Source organism: Paenibacillus sp. FSL M8-0228 (assembly GCF_038007385.1).
Taxonomy (GTDB): domain Bacteria; phylum Bacillota; class Bacilli; order Paenibacillales; family Paenibacillaceae; genus Paenibacillus; species Paenibacillus polymyxa_D.
Genome location: NZ_JBBOXA010000001.1, coordinates 1,849,462 through 1,872,815, shown reverse-complemented (window position 1 = coordinate 1,872,815; position 23,354 = coordinate 1,849,462). Strand labels below are relative to the sequence as shown.

The window sequence follows — 23,354 nt, the reverse complement described above, 5'->3', positions numbered from 1 at the left end:
CAAAAACGTACATCTCTCGTCGTCCCCTCTATTGTACCTTATTTTTTAAATTCAGGGTATACAACCTCAATCTTCCTTCGACAAGGGGTTAGCGCAACTCTGGTGATACGTATTTTTGATCCATTGGACCTGTATATTCGGCGCGAGGACGAATCAGGCGATTATTTTCATACTGCTCTAAAATGTGCGCTGTCCAACCGGATACACGACTCATAGCAAAAATAGGTGTAAACAGGTCTCTCTTGATACCCAGTTGGGTATAAACAGAGGCAGAATAAAAATCCACATTGGGCTTCAAGCCTTTTTGTCCTGTTACAATTTCCTCAATTCGAACTGACATATCAAACAACGTTGTGTCGCCGTTCATTTCCCCCAGCTCGCGGGACATTTTGTGCAAGTGCTTGGCACGCGGATCACCGTTTTTATAGACTCGGTGTCCAAAGCCCATAATTTTTTCGCGATTATCCAGTTTCGCCTGGATATAGGAGTCCAACTGATCCAAACCACCAATCTCCTCCAGCGTTTTGGCCACAGCCTCATTGGCCCCGCCATGCAGTGGTCCTTTTAAAGCTCCAATAGCAGACGTGATTCCGGAATAAATATCCGACAATGTGGCTACCGTTACACGCGCAGCAAAGGTAGAGGCATTTAATTCATGATCGGCGTGCAGCACGAGAGCCTGATTGAACGCTTTAATAGCCATCTCCTCTGGATCCTTGCCAGTCAGCTGATACAAAAAGTTTTCAGCGATAGAAATACCTTTTTTAGGCGCAATCGGCTCCAAGCCCTCGCGTATACGTGCTATAGCTGCCACAATGGTAGGCAATTGCGCCTGAAGCTTGACGGTTTTGGTCACATTAGACTCTCTCGACATATCATCCGCCTCTGGGTCATACAAAGCGAGAGACGATACGGCTGATCTCAAGGCAGCCATCGTGCTCAAATCTTTCGGATATAACTTTAATTGAGTAACAATTTCATCCGGAATAGCAGCGTATTCGCTTAACTGGTTGCGAAGCTCCTGCAATTGCTCTTTATCAGGCAATTTCCCAAACCACAACAAATAAGCTACCTCTTCAAAATCGGCGTTAACAGCCAAATCATCAATGTTATAACCCCGGTACGTGAGAACGCCATCTACGATAGAGCTTATGGAGGAAGTGGTCGCTACGATCCCTTCCAGACCTTTAGTCGCTGTCATCGTTACATCTCTCCTTTGTAAAAACATTGTGAACGGACTTGCAATGTAAACATTTTCAAAAGTAAGATATGCCTTTTAAATAGCTGAGTAATGTTAACGCCATATGTCAATATTTAAACCTTCTTTCACTATACTGGATTTTGTCGTTTATGTGAACATTGAGGGCTATTCCAACACATTCAAATGTTTTATCGCTTCCATAAATAAATTTTTGAAACCCCTTACAAAAATTATTGATTCATTTGCACTTTTTTACACAGGTCTTGTCTCCCCCCTTTCCCGCATATGTATAGTAGAGCATTTATTTTATGAAATACTATCGTAAAAGAAAGGAGTCGTGAGAGCTTGAGCCGGTTAATCCTGAATCGCATATTTCGTGCTCTATGGGTGGCAATCGTGATTGTAGCTCTGTTATTGGGCATATATGTGCTTTTCCCTCTCGTCTATCCTTTCCTATTCGCCTGGCTTGTGGCTTATGCCATGAATCCATTGGTTGGTTTTCTGCGTAACAAAGCCCGTATGCCACGTTGGACGGCTGTCACGGTCTCATTATTTGTATATTTAGGTGGAATTGCAATTATCCTGTCTGCAGCAATCACCCGCATGGTTCGAGAAGTTATAAAGTTAGCCATGACTTTTGACGGGCATATTGAGCGTTTTAAAAGCCTGTTTATCGATTGGACACAAAGCGATTTGATTCAAAATGTAATTATTGAAATTAACCATTTCATCCGGGATAATCCGGATTACCAACACACCATTAACAGTAATATTGATAAAACAACTCAAACCGTCAGTTCGGCTGTCACTACGCTAGTCGCTCAATTTTTTAATGGGGTTTTGAACTTGCTGACCTCTCTGCCTAATATGGGAGCAGTTCTAATGGTTATTGTATTAGCAGCTTTTTTTATTAGTAAGGATTGGGACCGACATAGTCGGATGCTCGCAAACACGGTTCCTGATACGATTCGCAAGCCATTGTCGGATATATGGCACGATCTACGTAAAGCACTGTACGGCTATTTGCGTGCACAGTTTATTATCATCTCCATTACGGCATTAACGGTCATTGTTGGGCTGTTCATATTGCGTGTGGAATCCGCCTTTACCATCGGTTTAATGATCGGGCTGGTGGACTTGCTACCTTATTTGGGGGTTGGCATTGTGATGATTCCGTGGATACTGTATGCGTATATGTCTGGTAATTTGGCGCTAGGGGTAGGATTGTCGATCCTTTATATCATCCTGTTGATTGGACGACAGATCGTGGAGCCTAAGGTGCTGGCCAGCAGCGTGGGCTTAAACCCGCTTCCCACCCTTATCGGTATGTTCATCGGGCTCAAGCTATTTGGCGTTTTAGGACTCATTATCGGACCTGTATCACTCATTGTCGTTGATGCACTGAATCGTGCGAATGTCATTCAGGACTTGCGCAATTATATTCTCGCAGGAAGAGTCCGCTAGATCATGGATAGGAAAAACGGCAGCTCACGTCAAAACCGCCGAAACGTAATACTGCCGTTTTTCATTTTTTTCTCCAGCCACTTTAATAAAAAACGTCGGTACAACGCTCGTGTTAAAGGGAACACCAACGTAAAACCAATAATATCTGTTAAAAATCCGGGGATAAGCAGCAAACTCCCACCAAAAAAGACACATAATCCATCCAGCATTTTACGGCCGGGCATTTGTCCCCGATTCATTTCATTTTTCGCATCGGCAATCACCTTACGACCTTCAAATTGCATCATGGCAGCCCCGATTAGCGTCGTCAGAATGATGAGTAAAATCGTTTTGCCTGCTCCAATCCAGTGACTTACCCATATAAACCCGTATAGCTCCGCCAAAGGAATGAGCAGCAGCAACAGCCATAGACGTTTACGCATCATCATGACTTCTGTCCCTCCCCGCCTGTAAAAGCAAACCTTAATGCAGTGTACAGCTCAGGTAGCGCCTGGTCCAGTCGAACGGGCTTCCATTCGGTGTTCACCCATACGTGACGTGTCATCCCAGTGACGAGCAGCTCTCCCGGCAGCGTGTCTGCCTGGGTCCATACCTTTCCCAGATACCTTTGATGCTCATCATCCGTTACCCGCCGAACCTCATAGATATAGTTTAGACGCAGTCTGGAGAAGTCGGTAATTGCGGTATAAACGGTAATTAAATCATCATATCGAGCAGGACTCGCATATTTCGCATTGATTTCAATAACTGGCAGTAAAACTCCACGTTCCTCCATGCTCCGATAGTTAAAACCCGTCTGTCGGATCATTTCGGTACGCCCGATCTCAAACCAGTTCAAATAATTTGCATGATATACGACCCCCATCTGGTCGCTTTCCTGATAACGGACACGTAGCGGTGCGCCATACCAGCGTAATTCCGTTTGTTTCTCCTCTTGAGTCATACAAGCTCTCCTATCTTTGTGCATCTTTATCTCTATTTTGCCCTCTCTCCATTAAACCATATTTACAGCCCGGGAACAAAAAGAGGGCAGACCGACCGGTCCTCCCTCGCAAATCATATATAATAATGCCTTTATTATTGTGGCAACGGCTTGGACAGTTTATAATATCCGCTATCCGAAGCCAGCTTAAGCAAGCTCTTAGCTTGGCTTCCCGCCCAGGCGTAACCGAGTCGTCTTTCCTCACTAATTTTCATGATGTCGGTATACTTTTTGCCATCCCGGTCTGAAAAGAAGTATTTATTGTCTTCCACATTATAGAACCGATACCACATTACACTCGATGCGTCCTTTTGGAAAAACTCCGGACCTTGACGATTGTATTTCATACCGTCGATTCGGTTCGCGTCAAACCATTTCAAAGCACTTTGAGCCGCTTTTTTCACTTCAGCGGTTTGCGGCTGGGACATGAGAAAAGCAGTAATGCCTACTGATTCCGTAGTTGTTTTGGAAGGTAACTCAAATGCCCGGGCTTCAACAGATGCATAAGTAGCCGGATCGTGCTGTGCACCCCAGATTGTTGGTGTACCATTATTTACAATTTGAGATTTAATTGTGTACTGGATACCTTTGTTTAGCGCTTGCTGAAGTCTGGAGCGGTAAGAGTTATCCAGAATATCGCTATCAAACGGCTGCTTCTTGTTCACGATATCGTCAGCCAAAACCATAACTCTGACCATTGCATCATCATTATAAGTTACAGCATCGGAATAATTACCACGTTTAGGGTATACTTGAGGCCAGCCACCGGAGGAATATTGAGAAGTTAGTACGAAGTCAACTGCTTTTTGTACACTGATCTTAATGTCTTTATTTTTGGTTTTTTTGTATACATCCGCCAAAAAGCGAATCTCGGTTGTCGTCGCCTCGTTATCGAACGTTCCGAGTTCAACACCATCCTTGCTCTTCCATGTGGAGCGTGCAGCTTTGCCATCCCATTTAGATTTATAATTCTTTTCCATAGCTTTGAAGAATCCGCCATGTGGCAATTGCCAGGATACAATATTTAAGGCAAGTGTAGTATCCTTGGATGTATTCCCCGTAGAAAACTTACTGAAATCGCGCATCTTGTTTAGGATGCTGTCTGTATTGACAACAGCGGTTGGCTTCGCCACAGCCGACAGCCCAAATAATTGCTCACGATCCAACACACCTGAATTTACATCGTCACCATAAACGTCCCGTCCCACAGCTGAATCTGTGGTAAGCTCATAAGAAGCAGTAGCCGATTCACGTACTGAATCATATGTAGCCGGCACAATCTCCTGTGCCGCAGCCCATGAGGGACTTAGGAGCCCTGACGTTACTGTAATCGCCAAACTTGAAAGCGCTATCATCTTTACAGTTGGACACATCTTCTTCTTCATTTGAACCTCTCCCTTATTTTAAGTTGGGTCATTGCGTTCAGTTTAACCTATACATTCTTGCTGAGGATTCTTTTGGATAGTGAGAGGGACTGAACCACTATTTATGCATGATAAATAGTTAGTTGTATTATATGAAAATATATCCAAACGATCAATATATTTTAATTTACTAATAGATTAAAAAAGTTAAAAAACTTTGAAAACAATAAAAATCCTCTTACTAATGCCGGATTAGTAAGAGGATTTTACGTAAAGCTAATATAAAGTAGGTCGATGAGCAACATCGCTTAACCAAATCGACCCATGATGTACTCCTGAGTCAGCTCATTTTCAGGATTCGTGAAAATATCGTTCGTTTTCCCATGTTCAACCAGACTTCCGATATAAAAATAAGCAGTATAATCGGAAATTCGTGCAGCCTGCTGCATATTGTGCGTCACAATAACGATGCGCAATTCTTTTTTCAATTCGGTAATAAGCTCTTCTACCTTGCCTGTAGACACAGGGTCCAGCGCTGAAGCTGGCTCGTCAAGTAACAGAATTTTCGGTTGAACGGATAGAGCACGTGCAATGCAAAGCCGCTGCTGTTGCCCGCCAGACAGCGCTAGAGCGGAGTCGTGAAGGCGATCCTTGACCTCATCCCATAATGCTGCTTTACGCAGGCTGCTTTCGACGATTTCATCAAGCTGTTTCTTCTTGCGCACCCCACGGTATTTGGGACCGAAGGCGATATTATTGTAAATGGATTTGTAAAAAGGGTTGGGACGCTGCCACACCATGCCAATTTGCTGACGCAGCTTGATCACGTCCGTTTCCGGTGCCGTCAAATCCTGTCCATCCATCCAGATGTGTCCCGTTGTAGAGGAAGATGCAATCTCATCATTCATCCGATTAAGGGAGCGCAAAAAGGTCGATTTACCGCAGCCGGAAGGCCCGATCAGGGCAGTCACTGTCTGCTCGGGAAAGGCTAGATTCACTTTTTTCACAGCCTCAAAGCTACCATAATAAATACTCAAATCCTCAGTACTGAACGGATGCGGCGGTTGTCCCACAAGCTGTTCCGAACGCGTAGACTGAACGGATGTTGCTGGTGCGGCGGTTTTTGCCGTTCGCGTAATCACATGTTCCATTGTTCTCCATCCCCTTTCTAATCCATACGTTTGGCAGCTGTCAGACGGCGGTATACAACTCTTCCGAACCATCTTGCACTCAAGTTGAATGCAAGCACAAGCAGCACCAGTACGGCAGAAGCGCCTGCAGCAATATCTTTGGAGTCAGGAGCAATCCCCTCACTATTGACCTTCCAAATATGAACAGCCAATGTCTCAGCAGGTCGCATCGGGTTAATAGGCGATCTAGCATGCAATGGATTCCAATCAGTAAAATCAAGCGGCGGCGTACTCATCCCTGCTGTAAACAGCAATGCTGCGGCTTCCCCGAAAATACGGCCTGCGGCCAAAATGGTACCCGTAATCAAGCTTGGCAGCGCAGCTGGCAACAAAATGGAGGTAATGATTTTCCACTTGGACAATCCAAGCGCAAGTCCAGCTTCCTTTTGCTCCTTCGGCACAGCTCGGAAAGCCTGCTCCGTTGTGCGAACCATCAGCGGCAGGTTAAATACGGCCAAAGCCAAGGCTCCTGATAAGAGGGAAAAGCCAAAATCAAACGTATTTACGATAAGTAGTAGTCCAAACAATCCGATGACGATCGACGGGAAGGAGGACAATACTTCGACGACAAGTCGTATAAAGTCCGTAATTTTCCCCGGCTTTGCATATTGCGCCATGTAAATACCTGCGCCCCAGCCAATCGGAATGGTGATAATCAAAGTTAAGATTAACAAAAATACGGAATTAAACAGTTGTGGGCCAATACCACCGCCTGCACGTAATGTTTGGGGAGCACTGGTTAAAAAGTCAAAAGAAATATGACTGACTCCGCGGGCCAAAATGAAGCCCAGTAATCCCACCAAAAGTGCAACAATGAACAAAGCGAAGAAACAGATTACAAATGTAGCGATCTTGTCGGTCGTTTTAGCTTTCATCAAACCCGGTTTCTCCTTTCAAGCAGCCTTACCAGCAGCACGAAAATGAATGTCATGAGCAGAAGAACAAGCGCCATGCTCCAGAGAGCATTGTTATGAACGGAGCCCATCGCTGTATTCCCCATGCTAAGTGTAATGACGCTGGTCAAGGTCGAAGCGGATTCCAGCAAGGAATGCGGTATATGCGGAGCATTCCCGATTACCATCTGTACAGCCAACGCTTCTCCGAAGGCACGAGCCATACCGAGAATAATTCCTGTTAAAAGAGCAGGCAACAACGTCGGAATAATAACACGAGCAATTGTCTGCCAGCGGGTAGCACCCAAAGCATAAGAGGATTCACGTAGCCCCCCCGGCAAGGAAGACAACGCATCCGCCATAATACTCGTAATCGTCGGCAAAATCATGACTGACAACACTAGGCAGCCTGCCAGAATGCCGATGCCTTGTCCTCCAAACACGTTCCGTAGCAGCGGGACGATTACGGTCAAGCCGACAAAGCCATATACAACAGACGGAATACCGGATAATAATTCAATCGCGGGTTGAAGGATACGCTTACCCGATTTCGGCACAATTTCCGTCATAAATAAAGCCGCACATAAGCTGAGCGGACTGGCAATTAAAGCCGCCAGTATGGTTACTGCAAAAGAACCCGTAATAAACGGAAGTGCGCCGAAGGACTTAGGCTCGCCATCCGGACTCCATTTGGTTCCAAAGAAAAACTCTCGCAGACTGACTCCATTCACCGCAAATGTAGCTACACCTTTGGAGGCAACAAAATATACGATGGAGACAATAACCGCAACTAAAAAAACGACACAAACCGACGTATATATGCGGCCGGTCCATTCTTCCCAGTAATGTCTTTCTTTCATAACTCGGGATCGTTTATTCTGTTCCATGTATGCCTTCCCTTCAATTGGTCCCATACTGTAACTCCTTTAACCGAAGAATAGAGGCCGGACGCTAGTCCGCCTCTTCTTCGTGAATATACTCGCGTTAGCTGCGTTCATCGAACAGGAGGTGTGACTCTCCTTATTTCGTGATATTACCGTCAGCATCACGTTTCACTTGCATACCTGATACTGGAATGTATCCCAAGTCTACGACATCCGTTTTTTGGATTTCATCTGACAGAATGTAGTCCAGGAATGCTTTCACATGCTCTTTTGGCTCACCTTTAGTGTACATATGCTCGTAAGCCCATACTGGATATTTACCTTGTTCTACATTTTCAACGTTAGCTTCAACGCCATCGTATTTCAAAGCAGTTACTGTGTTGTCGATGTAGGACAGAGCCAGATAACCAATCGCACCCGGTGTTTCAGCAATCAGCTTTTTCACAGTACCGGAGGAATCTTCTTGAATGGAGCCCGGCAGATCTTCTGTTTTTTGTCCCAATGCGTATTTTTCAAATGTTGCACGAGTACCGGAGCTGCTTGGACGGTTTACAATAACGATTTTTTGATCCGCACCGCCAACTTCTTTCCAGTTTGTGATTTTACCTGTGAAGATTTGTACCAATTGATCTTTTTTCAGGTCTGTAACGCCTACTTTAGGATTCGCTACCGCTGACATGGCTACAACAGCTACTTGGTGATCGACCAGCTCATCTGCACCGCTCTCCAGTTTTTCTTTTGCAAACACGTCGGAGTTACCGATGTCCGCTTGTCCGCCGGAAACCTGAGTCAAGCCAGTACCGCTACCGCCGCCCTGTACTTGAACTGCAATGCCTTTATATTTATCGACAGCCATAAATTTTTGTCCCGCTTGCTCTACCAATGGTTGAAGTGCAGTGGAGCCCACAGCCAGAATGTTTCCTGTCAGTTCAGCAGCTGCTTTATTGTCTGTTCCTGTAGCAGCTTCTCCTTGTGGTGCAGCATTGTTACCTGATCCACAAGCTGCAAGTGCAAATACCATGGTGAGAGTCATCAGAATGAACGGCCATTTTTTCAACATTTTTTATTGTCCTCCCCTTAGTTAAGTGACGGTTTTTTATTTATGACCATCAACACTTTTACATTGTAGGCCTGGAATGTTAGACGAACGACGTGGTTTTGTAAAACAAATATAAAATATTGATAGATAAATTATTTTTCGGTATATAATTAATCTATAGTTTGAAATTCATATATGAATGACATATAAGGAGAGCTGTTGGATTCCATGAATATTCTAAAATTGCGTATCTTGATGCTGATCGACAAATTCCATAAGGCGACGGATGTGGCCGAAGCTTTGCAAGTCAAACAACCTACCGTCAGCTTTCATATGAAAAGCTTGGAAAAGGAATTGGGTGTTTCCCTATTCTCTCTTCAACAAGGCAGGATTATGCTAACGGAAGCTGGAAAAAAATTATTACCTTACGCAAAGCAAATCATCTCTCTGGAGCAAGAAGCTAGACAAGCTGTAGATGAACTGACAGAAGAGTCACAGGGTCAATTACATCTAGGTGCTGAGTCGATATCAGGTACCTATCTCCTCCCCACTTTGATGGCTAAGTTTGCTGAGCGGTATCCAGATTGTCGTATTCAGTTGGAGATTCAATCCCCGGATGCAATTAGGCAGCTACTGAAACAGGGGGAAATTGATTTTGCTTTTCTCGACGATAGAGGATCTCTTCCAGAGTATACAGTGGCAGAGCCAGTGGCTTCAGATCAAGTAGGAGTTATCCGTTCTGCACGTGCACCTGAAGTCAAATTAGAGGAGTTCGATGGAACCGATATGCTGGACAAGCACACATGGGTAAAATATAGCGGTTCATCCGTTGTAGATCTGTACTCCTCGCTAGTTAAGCCCCATCTGGAAATCAACTCTTGGGAAGCGGTAAAGCAAGTCGTAAGCGGCGGAGAGGCGCTTGCCTTCTTTCCTGCAAGCGGAGTCGATAATCATGAAAATGCTATTCCCTCGGTGGAGTGGCTTCCTTATCCCGAGGCTGATAACAAAAGGAGCCATTATCAAATAAACATCGTGTATCAACAAGATACACACATGAACTTAATGCAACAGGCATTCCTTAACTTCATACGACAAGAAGGACTAGAAATAAAAAGCTAGAGAACATAAAAAAGAGCATCCAAGTCTTATTGACTTGAATGCTCTTTTGCTTGTTGTAACGATACATACAGCCTCGGTATTATTTCACGGAGGCTTTAATTACGCTTGTGCTGGAACGCAACTAATTTTGATCAGGTTCGTAGAACCGGAATCACCAAGAGGTACGCCCGCAGTAATCACAACCAAATCGCCCTCTTTAACGAGGCCAGATTTGCGACCACCTTCCAGCGCGTTGTCAAACAGACTGTCTGTTGTGTCAACGATTGGTCTGCCTTGTACTGCATGTACGCCCCAGATCAGAGCCAAACGGCGAACTGTTCTTTCCTGTGTTGTCACAGCAACAATCGGAGCTTCTGGACGGTATTTAGAAATCATACGCGCTGTTGTTCCGCTTTGTGTGGACGTCAGAATCGCTTTAGCATGCAGGTCAAGTGCAGAAATAGAAACGGATTGGCTGATTGCTTCTGTGATACTAATTTCTTGAGCCGTTCTTTGTTTTTTGAACAAATCACGGTAGTTCAGAGAGGACTCAGCTTTTTCTGCAATACGTGACATCGTCAATACGGATTCTACGGGATATTTACCCGCAGCTGTTTCGCCGGACAGCATAATTGCGTCTGTTCCGTCAAAAATAGCATTCGCCACGTCACTTGCTTCCGCACGAGTCGGACGCGGGTTACGTTGCATGGAATCCAGCATTTGTGTTGCCGTAATAACAGGCTTGCCAGCTACATTACATTTGTTAATCATCAATTTTTGCGCCAGAGGCACTTCTTCAGCAGGAATTTCCACACCAAGGTCACCACGGGCAACCATCAGGCCATCCGAAGCTTCCAAAATTTCGTCCAGGTTGTCCACACCTTGCTGATTTTCGATTTTGGAAATGATTTGAATATGACTTGCATTGTGTTTCGCCAGCAATTCACGAATTTCCAGTACATCACTTGCTTTACGAACAAAAGAAGCCGCGATGAAATCAATGTCCTGCTCAATACCGAAAATGATATCATTAGCATCTTTCTCCGTAATACCAGGCAAAGAAATTGCAACGCCTGGAACGTTAACGCCCTTCTTGCTTTTGATCGTTCCGCCATTGACAATGCGGCATTTGATTTCAGTGCCTGATACTTCAATAACGGTGAGTCCGATCAGACCATCGTCGATCAGAATGGTGGAGCCGGGCTCCACGTCCGAGGGAAGATCTTTGTACGTAATAGAAATACGATCTTGCGTACCGAGAATTTCTTCCGTTGTCAGCGTAATGAACTCGTCCTGAACAAGCTCAATAGGTTCAACTTCGAGCTTTCCTGTCCGGATTTCCGGCCCCTTCGTATCGAGCAAAATAGCAACATTTTTGTTAAGCTCCTTACAAGCTTGACGGATGTTTTTAATCCGGTTGCCATGCTCCTCGAAATCACCGTGAGAGAAATTCAGGCGGGCTACGTTCATACCAGCCAAAATCAGTTTCTTCACATTTTCCAATGACTCACTGGAAGGACCGATGGTACATACAATCTTAGTTTTGCGCATTTGGGTTTTTCCTCCGTTTTCAAAGGTGCTACTCTTTATATCTTTTTCCAACAATTAAATCTACTACACTTTTTCCTATTTGTATAGGAAGTTCGTCATATTTATTGTTACCCGTTTACAGCGTATTACAACATAGGTTCAGTTTCCGAAGACTTCAAGAAGGTGTATTGACCTATTTTTCGGAATTTCTGATACCGATCTTCCCTCAATTCATCGCAGCTCATATTGGTAAGTTCCGCCAAATGACGTTCCAATAGCTCCTTGATTGCGGCAGCGGTCACTTCATAGTTACGATGCGCGCCCCCTTTCGGCTCCGGCACAATATCCTCGATAATTTCCATGCGAAGGAGGTCATTAGCCGTAATCTTCATGGCTTCAGCTGCCTGATCGGCCTTGGAAGCATCTTTCCATAGAATCGAGGCTGCACCGTTTGGAGAAATGGCCGAATAAATGGCATGTTCCAGCATCAGCACACGGTTACCGACTGCAAACGCAAGCGCACCGCCGCTTCCACCCTCGCCGATGACCACACAAATAACAGGCACCGAAAGCTTTGTCATCTCCCGCAAGTTGCGGGCAATCGCTTCCGATTGACCTCTCTCCTCTGCTGTATTACCCGGATAAGCGCCCTTCGTATCAATGAATGTAATAATAGGGCGTTTAAATTTCTCAGCCTGCTGCATCAGACGCAAGCCTTTACGGAATCCTTCCGGATGGGCACTACCAAAAAAACGTGCAATGTTATCTTTCGTATCCTTACCACGCTGCTGGCCAATGACGGTCACCGGAATACCATTCAGCTTGGCAATCCCGCCTACAACCGCCAAATCATCTCCAAACAAGCGGTCGCCGTGTAATTCAATAAAATCCGTAAACACCTGCTCTATCAAATCAAGAGACGTTGGTCTTTGATGATGACGAGCCAAATGCATTTTTTGTGGTGCTGTAATGTTCGAATATATTTCTTCTTCCATCTCGAGATAACGTTCCTCGAGACGGTTGATTTCATCTGTAAAATCAATTTGCTTATCCTGTCCGAATTGCTTGAGTTCTTCGATCTTCTGTCGCATCTCGACCAGGGGCTTTTCATAAGGCAATTCGCCAGCCATCTATTCCTCCCCTTTCACACTGTGTAGATCAAGCAGTTGCCCAAGGGTATCGCGCAGTTCCTTGCGATGTACAACCATATCCAATTGTCCGTGCTGCAAATTAAATTCGGAAGTTTGAAAATCATCCGGCAGCTTCTGTCTGATTGTTTGTTCAATTACAATACGCCCTGCAAAACCGAATACAGCTCCTGGCTCTGCGATATTAATATCTCCAAGCGTAGCAAAGCTAGCGGATACTCCACCTGTAGTCGGGTCGGTGATAACAGAAATATAGAGCAATCCCTGCTCATCCAGACGAGCAAGAGCAGCACTTGTTTTTGCCATCTGCATCAAGCTTAAAATACTTTCCTGCATACGTGCTCCGCCGGAAGTTGAGAAAATAATTAGCGGCAGACGCTTGTCTATTGCTTGCTCAATGGCGCGCGTAATTTTCTCTCCTACGACCGAACCCATACTACCAGTAAAGAAGTCAAAGCTCATCACAGCAACGACAACAGGATGTCCATAAATAAGGCCGTCGCCCGTAACGACAGCCTCTCGCAAGCCAGATTTCAGGGTCTGTTGCTCCAGCTTGCTCGCATATCCCGGAAAGTCCAGCGGGTCAACCGAAATCATATCGGCATCATATTCCGTAAACGTGTCTTCGTCGAGCACCATGCGAATGCGATCCATTGCATTCAAACGCATATGGTATCCGCACACCGGACACACTTTCAAATTTTTCTCTAGTTCTTTGCTGTATTGAATACTTCCGCACTTGCCACATTTGGTCATAAGACCTTCGGGAATTTCCCGTTTGGGACGATCCGGCATGTCCGCTTGATCGCCGCTCAGCGCCCGTTCCGAAGGGATGGTCGCGTATTTACGCTTCTTTTGGAATAAATCTTTAAACACAACTACACCTCTCCAGCCGTTTATTTGTCAGCCGTAACCGATACAAGGTCCTCTGCCGTCTATGCGGCACCTCTAAGCATTATGTTCATACACACGTCAACGCCTGTTCCTAAAACATTACCGCCGATCGTGCATCCTTTGTTCCACTCATGCTGCTGTATCACTTCCGCCGTTCCGGACTCAAGGGCGCAAAATCGAATTAAGCACTTCCTGAATTTCTTCGACTTCACCCGAAGGCACAAGTATCTCAAACTGTTGCTTGGATGCGCTGATGGCCCGGGCCTGCACCATAAAACCTTCTTCAGACAGTTTGAGCTTAATCATGTCAGCCAGTCTGGCCGTCGGTGCAATATAAATCACCGTCCACATGCCTTGTTTCTACCCCCTAAGCCTCAAGTTTTGAGCCCATATAATAGACTCATGATAACATACCTTACTTTTTTCCCGCAACAAAAGCCCTCCTGATCATTTAAGTTCCGTCGGAGGGCCTAGAAAATCATCAACTCTGTTTACACAGGTCAACTAAGCATCCAATGATGCAGGATAATGCTTGGCATGGAGACTCCGATGTGCAATTCGCGAAGAAGCAGCGGCAGCCAGTCCGGCGACAAGATCGTCTAAAAACACATGAATACCACTGCCTTTTTGGTTCAGCTGTTCGATAATCCCCGTCTTTTCCTTATCCAGATAACCAAAACTGGTTAAGCCAATCATGCCGTACACACTCGTAATTCCAAGAGCTAGTGTCTCGTCCACTCCGTACAGCGGTTCGTCTGCCTCCATAATGGCTTGCAGCGGCTGAGGGAGAAGTTTTTTTTCAGCCAATTCATCGAGCGCAATGCCTGTGAGCAAGGTATATTGAACCTCGCGCTTTTGCAAAACCGCTTTGACACTGTCTATACATTCTTCCATCGTCAAATGAGGATAATATTTTAGCTGAAGCTGAAAAACAATGTCCGCAATGGACTCGATACGAATGCCTCTGCGATTTAGCAAAGTTTCTGCATATTCATAGGACATAATTTCCCTCCCGCTTTCACCGTGCAGTTCAATTCTTTCACCGTGCGGGACCTTATGGTGCAGGGTGCGTGTTGAACCCCTGTTCCGCCAGTTTTCCAAGTGTATGCGGGAGGGAAGGAAAATGTTCATTAAACCGTTACAATAAGGGCGGGTTACTGTGTACCTATTATTTGACTTTCACCGTGCCTTCACCCAACATCGACTCCATTTGATCAAAAAGCTGAGGAGAGGGCTTAATGCTGTAAGCATCGCTCAACGCCAGCAGACGCTGGTTGCTCTCATAAAAAAGTACGGTAGGCATAGCACCGGGATGCTCCTGTAGCAGCGCCTTGAGACTGACCAACAAGCTGGCGTCCTCCTCAGCCTGGCGGGTGATCTTGACAAACACCCGCTGACGAGTGGTCGGCTCCGCGCTGCGCGGGACCGGCACCTGCTCACCGCGAGCCGCTTCGACTCCGCGCGGTGAAGCCGCCGCCACGGGGCGATCCGCCTTCGATTGAGGCGAAGCAGATGCAGTGGCTGCCGAAGGCGGGGACGACACACGCGACGCGCTCCCGCCTGGGCCGCCAGCGGCAGAACCAGCAGCTGGTAAGGATGCTCCAGCTGCGGCGGACGAGCGCGTACTGGCACGTCGGCGCTGGAGGAGCCGTGCCAGCGAGTCTTCCGCCAGCGGGGCGGTCTCATCCGCAAGGAGCTTGAAGTGCTCGTCCTGCTGCTGCATCTTGGCTCGAAGCGTAAGCAAAGCCCCCTTTTCAATCCACTGCTGGCTCCGCTTCCACACCTCAGGAAACAACACAACCTCACAGCGCTCAATCTGATCCTCCAGCTCAATGAAGGCCATAGCCTTACCCTGCTTGGTCGTAATCGTTTTGAGTGACACTACCATGCCTGCGGTCACAACAACCGTTTCATCTGGCACATCGCCCAGCTCCATCAGACGATCCGCCTCGCTGTTTTCCAACAGCGACTCAAAATCATCCAACGGATGCCCGGATAAATACAGTCCCAGCAGTTCACGTTCCAGCTCTAACTGCTGGCTGGCACTGAATTTGGGTACATTGGGGTATTCGATATCCCAATTGGGCATTTCCACAAAACCAAACATATCAATTTGCAAGTCATCCCGTTCCTTGCGCCACTTGACGGCTGCATCCACCGTTTCATCCAGCATGGCAAGCAACTGTGCCCGATGACCCGTCAATGAGTCAAAGGCCCCTGCCTGAATAAGCGATTCAATTACTCTCTTATTACATACTCGCAAATCGACACGTCGACAAAAATCGAGCAGGCTGTCGAAAGGCCGTTCCTTGCGAACAGCGAGAATGCTCTCCATCGCCTGTGTGCCAACATTTTTAATTGCAGCCAGGCCGAAACGGATGCTTCCTTGCTGTAATGGAGTAAACAGCACCCCGCTTTCATTCGCATCAGGTGGCAACACTGCGATATCCATACGACGGCATTCGACGACATATTCAGCCACTTTCCGATGACTTCCCATCACCGCCGTCAGCATTGAAGCCATGAATTGTACTGGATAATGTGCCTTTAGATAAGCCGTCTGAAATGCTAGCACACCATAAGCAGCTGCATGAGCACGCGGGAAGCCGTAGTCAGCAAAACGAACAATCATATCGTAAACCCTGCCGGCCTCCTCCTCCGTGTATCCCTGCTTCATACTGCCTTCAACAAAATGTCCGCGCTCCAGATCCAGTACTTCGCGCTTTTTCTTGGACACAGCCCGGCGCAACAGATCGGCTTCTCCCAGGGAAAAGCCCGCCATGCGCGAAGCAATCTGCATGATTTGCTCCTGATACACAATAATACCGTACGTATCCTTTAAGATCGGTTCCAAGTCAGGATGCGGATAAGAAATCTCAATCTGACCATGCTTGGCCTGTATAAAGTTAGGAATAAAACCCATCGGGCCCGGACGATACAAAGCCAGGACAGAAATGATATCCTCAAATACACTCGGCTTCAAATCCTTGAGTACCCGGCGTACACCGGCCGACTCCAGCTGGAATACGCCTCCTGTATCTCCTTTGCCCAACAAGTCATAGGTATGCGGATCGTTATCGGGAATACGGCTAAAATCAGGCGTTTCTCCATGCTCTTCCGCAATCCAGTGTATGCACCGTTCAATAATGGAGAGCGTACGCAGCCCAAGGAAATCCATTTTAAGCAAACCAATGCGCTCTAGATTTTCCATCGAGTACTGCGTCAAAGGTACTCCTTCGCTCCCCTCTTGAAGCGGAACCGCATCGGTCAATGGAGTCCGCGAAATGACAACACCCGCTGCATGTGTCGAAGCATGACGAGGCATTCCTTCAACCTTGATCGCCATATCCAACAGTTCACGTGTCTTGGGCTTCGTTTCATATAGCGTTTTCAGCTCCGGGGTAATTTCCAGCGCATGACGGATATTAATGCCCAGCTGCGCCGGAATCAGCTTGGCTGCCTTGTCTACCTCTCCATATGGCACGTTCAATGCACGACCGACGTCACGGACAGCGGCTCTTGCCGCCAGCGTTCCAAAGGTGATAATTTGCGCTACATGCTCATTTCCGTACTTCTGTACTACATAGTCGATAACCTCGTCACGCCGCTCATCACTAAAGTCAATATCTATATCCGGCATACTAATTCGTTCAGGATTCAGAAATCGTTCAAAGAGAAGGTTGTATTTCATCGGATCGACATTCGTGATGTTAAGCACATAGGCAACCAAACTGCCTGCTGAGGAACCACGCCCTGGTCCCGTTGCAATCTTATGCTTATGTGCGAAGGCAATAAAATCCCATACAATCAGGAAATAATCGCTGAAACCCATACTGTCAATGGTATTCAACTCATAGTTTAGCCGTTGGTTCAGCCTTTCCCGTTCCTCCGGCTGCTCCCATCCGGAATCGCTTCCATAGCGACGCTCCAGCCCTTGCACGCACAGATTGCGTAAATAGGACGAAGAGGTCATTCCTTCCGGCAGCGGGCGATATTCAGGTAAAATGGATTGACCGAATTCCAGCTCCAGTTCGCATTTTTCAGCAATACGCACCGTGTTGGCGATGGCTTCTGCCACATGCGGGAATAAACGAGCCATATCCTCCTGACTTTTCAGATACAACTGACGTGTTGGTATACGCAAACGCTCCTCATCGTCAACTGTCTTTCCTGTCCCGATACAGATCAGGACATCCTGCACGTCCGCATCTGGCTCAGTCAAGTAATGCACGTCATTCGTCGCGACCAGTGGAATATCCAGTTCCTTCGCCAGTGCGATCAAGAGAGGATTTACACGTTTTTGCTCCGAAAGACCATGATCCTGGAGTTCCAGATAAAAATCATCGCCAAAAATATTACGATATCGTTCCGCTGCGCGTCGTGCCTCGGCTTCCCGACCATGCAGTAAATGCTGCGGCACTTCACCGCCCAAACAAGCGCTCAGGCATATGATGCCTTCGTGATGGGCAGCCAAAGCCTCCATGTCGATGCGCGGCTTATAGTGAAAGCCCTCCAAATGGCCGATGGAGCACAGCTTCATCAGATTTTGATAGCCTGTTTTATTTTTGGCGAGCAAAATTAAATGATATATGGGCTGATCCTTGCGGCTGCCACGCTCCTTGCGCGATCCTGCCGTCATATAGGCCTCACACCCAATAATCGGCTTAATGCCGTTCTCTACACACGCTCTATAAAAAGGAATGGCACCGTACATGACCCCGTGATCTGTAAGGGCCAGCGCCTTCATTCCATAAGCTGATGCCTGTTTGACCAACTCCGCGGTACGAGCCGCGCCGTCCAGCAGGCTGTACTCGCTATGAACATGCAAATGCACAAATGAACTCATGCGCTTCTCTTCCTTTCACCGCTTGATTTTCTTCAAACTATTTTATCATATCCGCGTTAGTAGCGCCCATAGAATAAAAGTACAGACCTCGGCGGACAAGCGCGGTCTTGATTCGTATACCTAAGGAGGAAAAGAGCATGAGCACTTTTATATCCAAAGCGATTCTCGACTTCTTCATTGCCTTCGGCATCGTGCTCGGTGGAGCCATGCTCGGCGGAATGGGAGCTGTGGTATCGCTTCAGCCGCCCACCCAGACGATGCTAGAGGTTGCCGGAAGAATTAAAATATGGGCGCTTGCTGCCGCTGTGGGGGGAACGATGGACCCGATCCGGGTCATTGAAAGCAATATGTTGGATGGTAATTTGTCACCTGCCATTAAGCAGATATTGTATTTGATTTTCGCCTTTTTAGGCGCTCATATGGGTGCAGAGCTGGTCAAGTGGGTATGCGGCAACGGACGACCGTGAGGTGAAACGACTATGAGAGTTCCCCCTTTTGAGCGCCTGCGTCCTTTTATGCAATTGTCCTCCGTCTTTGTACTCGGTATGATTACGGGAGGCATGATCTACAACGTCATCTGGCATGCCAGCTTCAATCAGCTATGGACGAACAACCAGGATCTCCAATTCCAGCTCCAGCAAGCCGAGGAGGACAACAAAACATTGCGCAAATACAGCAAGCGCCAAACCGTTGTCAAAGAAATCAAGCTGATCGCGGAGGAAGCTTCGGCCGAAAAAATTGATTCTATCAACCTGAAGGAACTTCTTCGCCGTGTCAGTCGTGATCTGGAGGTGCTGCGTGGCAGAGATATGTTCGAGATTGACTCTGACAGCAAGCTGGTACGTATGTTGCTGCACCAAAAAAAATACACCGTTCGTGACAAGGAGTATACGATCCAGGTCAAAACGATGCTTGTAATGGAAGGCGTGCTGCAAATTTGGCTGGAAGCAAAAGAAAGATTGCCTGAAAGCCACTAGTCGATCTATTCGACTTCACACCTTACTCCGTTCCATTGTAGACTAACCATGTTCAATGGAATGAAGCGTCATCACTGCTTTGCATACCAAATGATTTTCCCGTGAAATTGCAATTTCTAGCTTGCAGGTGCGGCGACTCATCTCGAGCAGCATCGGACGAAGAACGACAGCATCTTCTATCTGTACGGGTCTAATAAAATATGTCGTCAAATTGTCCAGCACATAATCCTTGCCGCTCATGTCTCTAGCTGCCCGGTAGCCCGCTTGTGTCATCACGTTGACCAGTACGCCTTCCGAGATCGTACCTAAATTGGTCGCCATTTGCGGAATGATAAACCCGCGAAAAAATAACGATCCGTCCTCATTACGCTCCTCAGCAAACCCGTTCCAGATCAGCTGGTCGAACGTCTCGCCAAGTTGCGGCTGCTTTTGGGCGTTACGCAGCGCCTCCAGCACCTCACGCCGTGTAACGGACCCGAGCAGCTTGCGGTTGCGGTCCACGACCGGCAAATAATCCACACCTTCCCACGCCATCATTTGCGCGGCTGAAGCCAGCGAGGTCTGGTAGGTGACCGTTATCGGATTGCGGATCAGACATTTATCCATCGTATGCTCAGGTTGAAGCCCCTCCACATCTTTGCGGCTGACGATACCAATTAAACGATTCCATTCATCCACGATTGCAAAATGATGATGTCCGGTCGTCACCGAAAGTTCTTCAAACTCGGTAAGTGTGCTGTTGATTTTCAAAGTCAACGTTTTCGGTTTGCCTGCCGCAATATCTTCAATCAGCATAATTTTCTTTTTGATCAAGCGGTCAAATATGGCTCTATTAATCATAGATGCCACTGTAAAAGTATCATGGCGTGAGGAAATAATCGGCAGACTGATCTTGTCTGCGAGCTGCTTAACCTCTCGGCTCGTACCGAAGCCCCCTGTAATCAGCACACCTGCCCCCTGCTCCAATGCAAGTGAATGCGCATCCTCACGGTTACCTACGATCAGCAAACTACCTGCATCAATATAACGAGCCATAGCTTCCTCGCGCATCGCTCCGATCACATACTTGTGCAAAGGCTTCTCCAGCCCCTCACTTCCGCCCAGCACATGTCCCTCTACAATATTCACGACATCTGCAAAGGTCAGCTGCTCGGACAAGCCGCGAGGGCGCTTCTCCACTCGTACTGTTCCGATCCGTTCTTTGGTAATGACAATTCCTAGGTTTTCAGCTTCCTTCACGGCCCGATAGGCCGTTCCTTCGCTGACGCTCATTTCTTTAGCCAACCTGCGCACAGAAATTTTGGAGCCTATTTTCAACTGCTCGATATGTCGCAATAGCTGCTCATGCTTCGTAACTGTTTCATCTAGCCCGTCCAACTCTGTTACACCCCCAACGTTCAATCTGTATCATTCTGTATCTATTATAGCACAAAAACCCTTTATTTTAGACCTTTGTTCATTTTGAGTTCTCTGCTTCGGAAATAGCAAAAAAGCGATCCCCTCTTCACAAGGACCGCTTCTTACTATGATTGATTTGTAATCTGGTAGGCCAGCCCAAGACAAGCTGAAAAAAAACTCACTGCATGCTGCCTTTGTCAGCCTTTTTATCCCATTTCATCTGCCACTGCTGCATTTTGGCCCGCCGTACACGCTCCAGCGTTTTGCGCTTTTCCTCATCCACACCCAGCAAAAAATGCATGTTCGCTCCGATGACTAGCAGCGCAAAAAGTACCCATACTATCCCAAAGCCGTTGACCCAGTTCAAACCGCCTGCAAGCGAGATGCGTGGTAACGCGACCAAGACCATAGCCAGCGCAATCAGTGTATACAAACCATGTTTCCATCTTTTAAAAGAACCCAATCGTATCCCTTCCTCTCCCTGTGACTCTATGTATCTAGTCTATGAGAGGACAGGAAGGAATATGAGACAAACTTACAGAGATGAACCGTACAAATCTTGAAGGCTGTCTGCAATAATTTTGTTAACGTCCTCAATAATCACGCTCAGGCGACGTTCAGCGTCGAACAGGCGACGGATGTTGAGGTTCAAGCTAAGTACCTCGAACAGCTTCTCCATCTTTTCCATCTCTTCCTGTGCTGGCATATCACCGCTCATCATGCGTTGTTGTACTTCCATTTGGCGTTCACGGAAATCGTCGAGCATTTTCTTGGCTTCTGGATCGGTTTCGATCAGCTTCATCGCTGACGTAATTTCCTCTACCTCTTTGCTTTCCTTCAATGCTTTTGCTAAATCATGGGCTTTGTCATAGATGTTCATGATTGTTTATTCCTCCAATACAAGTTTAGTGTCAACATTTCACATTGTCCGTCAATCACCAAGGGATATATGTCCTCATATGATGAATCAGTGCTATTACAGCCCATTCACGTTTCCCGTTACTTTCAAGACATCAAGTTGCTGCCCGGAAGGAGATCCACGATGTCCATCAAAAAAACAACGATTCAAATCATCGGATCGGGCATCTTGCAGGATGACGTACTCATGGTCGGCGAGTCCTTGCTTCGCAAATGGAAAATATCCGCTGGCCACCCCGTTCAGCTCGCCTTCGGTTCGTTCCGCCAAGAGGTTACCGTCATATCGGTGCCCCGCTATAGCGGCCTACGTGTGGGAAGCGTGCTAGCCCGAAAAATGGGGCTTCATGCCAATTGTGATCTGCGAGTAACCTACAGCCGAGGTCGCCGGACACTTCGAGTGGGCCCACTTATTAGCGTGCTGGTCAGTCGGGACTATCCCGAACAGCCCGACAAGCCTTTCGGGTCGATCACCCTGTTCTGCCGTGAACTAGTCGGGGAATGCCGCAGACAAGGAGCATATGTGTATTTCTTCACCCCGGAGCATATCGGAAGTCAGCCCGGGCGAGTTCAGGGATGGGTGTATGACGGAGGCTGGAAAAAGACGGTCATGCCCGCCGGCGATGTCGTCAATAATCGTCTTACCTCCCGTAAACTCGAGAACAGAACTAGCGTACAGCATTTCATGAAAGAAGTAAAATCGCAGTACGGCACGACTATTTTTAACGAAAAGTTTTTGGATAAGAATGAAGTATTTGATGCGCTTAAATCAAATTCTTCCCTGCGCAAGTATTTACCCGAGTCCCACTTGCTGCAAACTTTTGTTGTTTTCAAAAAAATGTGCAACCAGTATCCCGCTGTTTTTCTCAAGCCAGTGCGCGGAAGCCTGGGTAAAGGCATAATGCGCATTAATAAGCAAACCGATGGCACCTTTTCGGTGCTATCCACAACAGCGGGCACACCCCGCAAGCAAACGTATGCCAACGTCGATAAGCTGTACAAAAGCTTGGCGGGAAAAATGAAAACAACACGCTTTCAACTCCAACAGGGACTTACCTTGATTGATCACGGTAAGCGTCCGGTCGACTTTCGTGCGCTTGTACAGAAAAATTCGTCCGGAACCTGGACCGTAACATCCATTGTCGCTCGGATCGCCGGAGGAAGCCACTTTGTGTCCAATCTGGCAAGAGGCGGCACGCTGAGTACTGTCAAGGAAGCACTTGCCAAGACCACGCTGCCCGCAACCGTTAAATCGAATGGGCATACCTCTCTCAAAACAGCAGCACTGGATATCGCAAGCGGAGTAGAAAAAGCAATTCCCGCCCATTTCGCAGAATTTGGTATTGATCTGGCAATAGACAGCACGGGGCGCATCTGGTTGCTGGAGGTCAATTCGAAGCCATCGAAGAATGACAACACGCCGTTAAATGATCAGAAAACTCGCCCGTCCGTTAAAAAAATGATTGAATACTGCTGTTATTCAGCCGGCTTCAAATGAATTCATCTCTTCCAGAGTCTGGCTGCCAAAGGA

Annotated in this window: 22 protein-coding genes; 5 read left to right on the top strand and 17 right to left on the bottom strand. The window is 47.0% G+C overall.

Going from position 1 to position 23,354, the window contains the following annotated elements; translation table 11 throughout:
• Positions 1-88: 88 nt before the first annotated feature.
• On the bottom strand, positions 89-1,201 hold the full coding sequence (citZ, locus tag MKY98_RS08750; RefSeq protein ID WP_069011199.1) for a citrate synthase: 1,113 nt from the start codon (positions 1,199-1,201) through the stop codon (positions 89-91).
• 345 nt (positions 1,202-1,546) lie between these two features.
• On the opposite strand from citZ, the gene ytvI reads away from it, so the two are divergent.
• Positions 1,547-2,665, top strand: coding sequence for a sporulation integral membrane protein YtvI (gene ytvI, locus MKY98_RS08745; protein ID WP_069011200.1), 1,119 nt, complete (start codon positions 1,547-1,549; stop codon positions 2,663-2,665).
• A gap of 29 nt (positions 2,666-2,694) precedes the next feature.
• Here ytvI and MKY98_RS08740 read toward each other — a convergent pair whose 3' ends face one another.
• The 7 genes from MKY98_RS08740 to MKY98_RS08710 all read right to left on the bottom strand — a co-directional run bounded on the left by MKY98_RS08740 (position 2,695) and on the right by MKY98_RS08710 (position 9,038).
• On the bottom strand, positions 2,695-3,093 hold the full coding sequence (locus MKY98_RS08740; RefSeq protein WP_013309596.1) for an FxsA family protein: 399 nt from the start codon (positions 3,091-3,093) through the stop codon (positions 2,695-2,697).
• Complete coding sequence (locus MKY98_RS08735) at positions 3,090-3,608, bottom strand: acyl-CoA thioesterase (RefSeq protein WP_029516620.1); 519 nt, start codon at positions 3,606-3,608, stop codon at positions 3,090-3,092. The genes MKY98_RS08740 and MKY98_RS08735 overlap by 4 nt, the downstream gene beginning before the upstream one ends.
• A gap of 134 nt (positions 3,609-3,742) precedes the next feature.
• Positions 3,743-5,032: a pectate lyase gene (pelA, locus tag MKY98_RS08730; RefSeq protein ID WP_029516619.1), complete on the bottom strand. Its 1,290-nt coding sequence runs from the start codon at positions 5,030-5,032 to the stop codon at positions 3,743-3,745.
• A 287-nt stretch (positions 5,033-5,319) separates the two neighbouring features.
• Positions 5,320-6,162 carry a phosphate ABC transporter ATP-binding protein PstB gene (gene pstB / locus MKY98_RS08725; protein ID WP_039269891.1) on the bottom strand — a complete coding sequence of 281 codons (843 nt, stop codon included), beginning with the start codon at positions 6,160-6,162 and terminating at the stop codon, positions 5,320-5,322.
• 17 nt (positions 6,163-6,179) lie between these two features.
• Positions 6,180-7,076 (bottom strand): phosphate ABC transporter permease PstA, encoded by an 897-nt coding sequence (gene pstA, locus MKY98_RS08720; protein ID WP_023987910.1) that lies wholly within the window; start codon positions 7,074-7,076, stop codon positions 6,180-6,182.
• Positions 7,076-8,008, bottom strand: coding sequence for a phosphate ABC transporter permease subunit PstC (pstC, locus tag MKY98_RS08715; RefSeq protein ID WP_029516617.1), 933 nt, complete (start codon positions 8,006-8,008; stop codon positions 7,076-7,078). The genes pstA and pstC overlap by 1 nt, the downstream gene beginning before the upstream one ends.
• A 106-nt stretch (positions 8,009-8,114) precedes the next feature.
• Positions 8,115-9,038, bottom strand: a complete 924-nt coding sequence (locus MKY98_RS08710; RefSeq protein ID WP_029516616.1) for a phosphate ABC transporter substrate-binding protein — start codon at positions 9,036-9,038, stop codon at positions 8,115-8,117.
• Between the two features lie 207 nt (positions 9,039-9,245).
• On the opposite strand from MKY98_RS08710, the gene MKY98_RS08705 reads away from it, so the two are divergent.
• Positions 9,246-10,136 (top strand): LysR family transcriptional regulator, encoded by an 891-nt coding sequence (locus tag MKY98_RS08705; protein ID WP_069011201.1) that lies wholly within the window; start codon positions 9,246-9,248, stop codon positions 10,134-10,136.
• A gap of 99 nt (positions 10,137-10,235) precedes the next feature.
• Here the strand turns inward: MKY98_RS08705 and pyk are convergent, their stop codons facing one another.
• The 6 genes from pyk to MKY98_RS08675 form a co-directional block, all read right to left on the bottom strand.
• Positions 10,236-11,666, bottom strand: coding sequence for a pyruvate kinase (gene pyk / locus MKY98_RS08700; RefSeq protein ID WP_029516614.1), 1,431 nt, complete (start codon positions 11,664-11,666; stop codon positions 10,236-10,238).
• Positions 11,667-11,791: 125 nt separating this feature from the next.
• Positions 11,792-12,775, bottom strand: a complete 984-nt coding sequence (locus MKY98_RS08695; protein ID WP_069011202.1) for an acetyl-CoA carboxylase carboxyltransferase subunit alpha — start codon at positions 12,773-12,775, stop codon at positions 11,792-11,794.
• On the bottom strand, positions 12,776-13,669 hold the full coding sequence (gene accD, locus MKY98_RS08690) for an acetyl-CoA carboxylase, carboxyltransferase subunit beta (protein WP_029516612.1): 894 nt from the start codon (positions 13,667-13,669) through the stop codon (positions 12,776-12,778).
• A gap of 180 nt (positions 13,670-13,849) precedes the next feature.
• Positions 13,850-14,038, bottom strand: coding sequence for a hypothetical protein (locus tag MKY98_RS08685; RefSeq protein WP_013309585.1), 189 nt, complete (start codon positions 14,036-14,038; stop codon positions 13,850-13,852).
• Between the two features lie 153 nt (positions 14,039-14,191).
• Entirely contained in the window at positions 14,192-14,689 is a 498-nt protein-coding gene (locus tag MKY98_RS08680; RefSeq protein WP_023987905.1) for a phosphatidylglycerophosphatase A family protein, read from the bottom strand.
• Positions 14,690-14,855: 166 nt separating this feature from the next.
• Positions 14,856-18,533: a DNA polymerase III subunit alpha gene (locus MKY98_RS08675; RefSeq protein WP_069011203.1), complete on the bottom strand. Its 3,678-nt coding sequence runs from the start codon at positions 18,531-18,533 to the stop codon at positions 14,856-14,858.
• 137 nt (positions 18,534-18,670) lie between these two features.
• On the opposite strand from MKY98_RS08675, the gene MKY98_RS08670 reads away from it, so the two are divergent.
• Entirely contained in the window at positions 18,671-19,000 is a 330-nt protein-coding gene (locus MKY98_RS08670) for a YtrH family sporulation protein (RefSeq protein ID WP_013309582.1), read from the top strand.
• Between the two features lie 12 nt (positions 19,001-19,012).
• The gene (locus MKY98_RS08665) at positions 19,013-19,510 is read left to right on the top strand and encodes a hypothetical protein (RefSeq protein ID WP_039269883.1); all 498 of its coding nucleotides are present in this window, start codon (positions 19,013-19,015) and stop codon (positions 19,508-19,510) included.
• A 42-nt stretch (positions 19,511-19,552) separates the two neighbouring features.
• Here MKY98_RS08665 and MKY98_RS08660 read toward each other — a convergent pair whose 3' ends face one another.
• The 3 genes from MKY98_RS08660 to MKY98_RS08650 form a co-directional block, all read right to left on the bottom strand.
• Positions 19,553-20,887, bottom strand: a complete 1,335-nt coding sequence (locus MKY98_RS08660) for a DRTGG domain-containing protein (RefSeq protein WP_029516609.1) — start codon at positions 20,885-20,887, stop codon at positions 19,553-19,555.
• A gap of 199 nt (positions 20,888-21,086) precedes the next feature.
• Positions 21,087-21,371, bottom strand: a complete 285-nt coding sequence (locus MKY98_RS08655; RefSeq protein WP_069011204.1) for a hypothetical protein — start codon at positions 21,369-21,371, stop codon at positions 21,087-21,089.
• 72 nt (positions 21,372-21,443) lie between these two features.
• Positions 21,444-21,788 carry a YlbF family regulator gene (locus MKY98_RS08650; RefSeq protein ID WP_013309578.1) on the bottom strand — a complete coding sequence of 115 codons (345 nt, stop codon included), beginning with the start codon at positions 21,786-21,788 and terminating at the stop codon, positions 21,444-21,446.
• A 162-nt stretch (positions 21,789-21,950) separates the two neighbouring features.
• Here MKY98_RS08650 and MKY98_RS08645 point away from each other — a divergent pair, with 162 nt between their 5' ends.
• Positions 21,951-23,321 (top strand): YheC/YheD family endospore coat-associated protein, encoded by a 1,371-nt coding sequence (locus tag MKY98_RS08645; RefSeq protein WP_029516607.1) that lies wholly within the window; start codon positions 21,951-21,953, stop codon positions 23,319-23,321.
• The last annotated feature ends 33 nt before the right edge of the window (positions 23,322-23,354 follow it).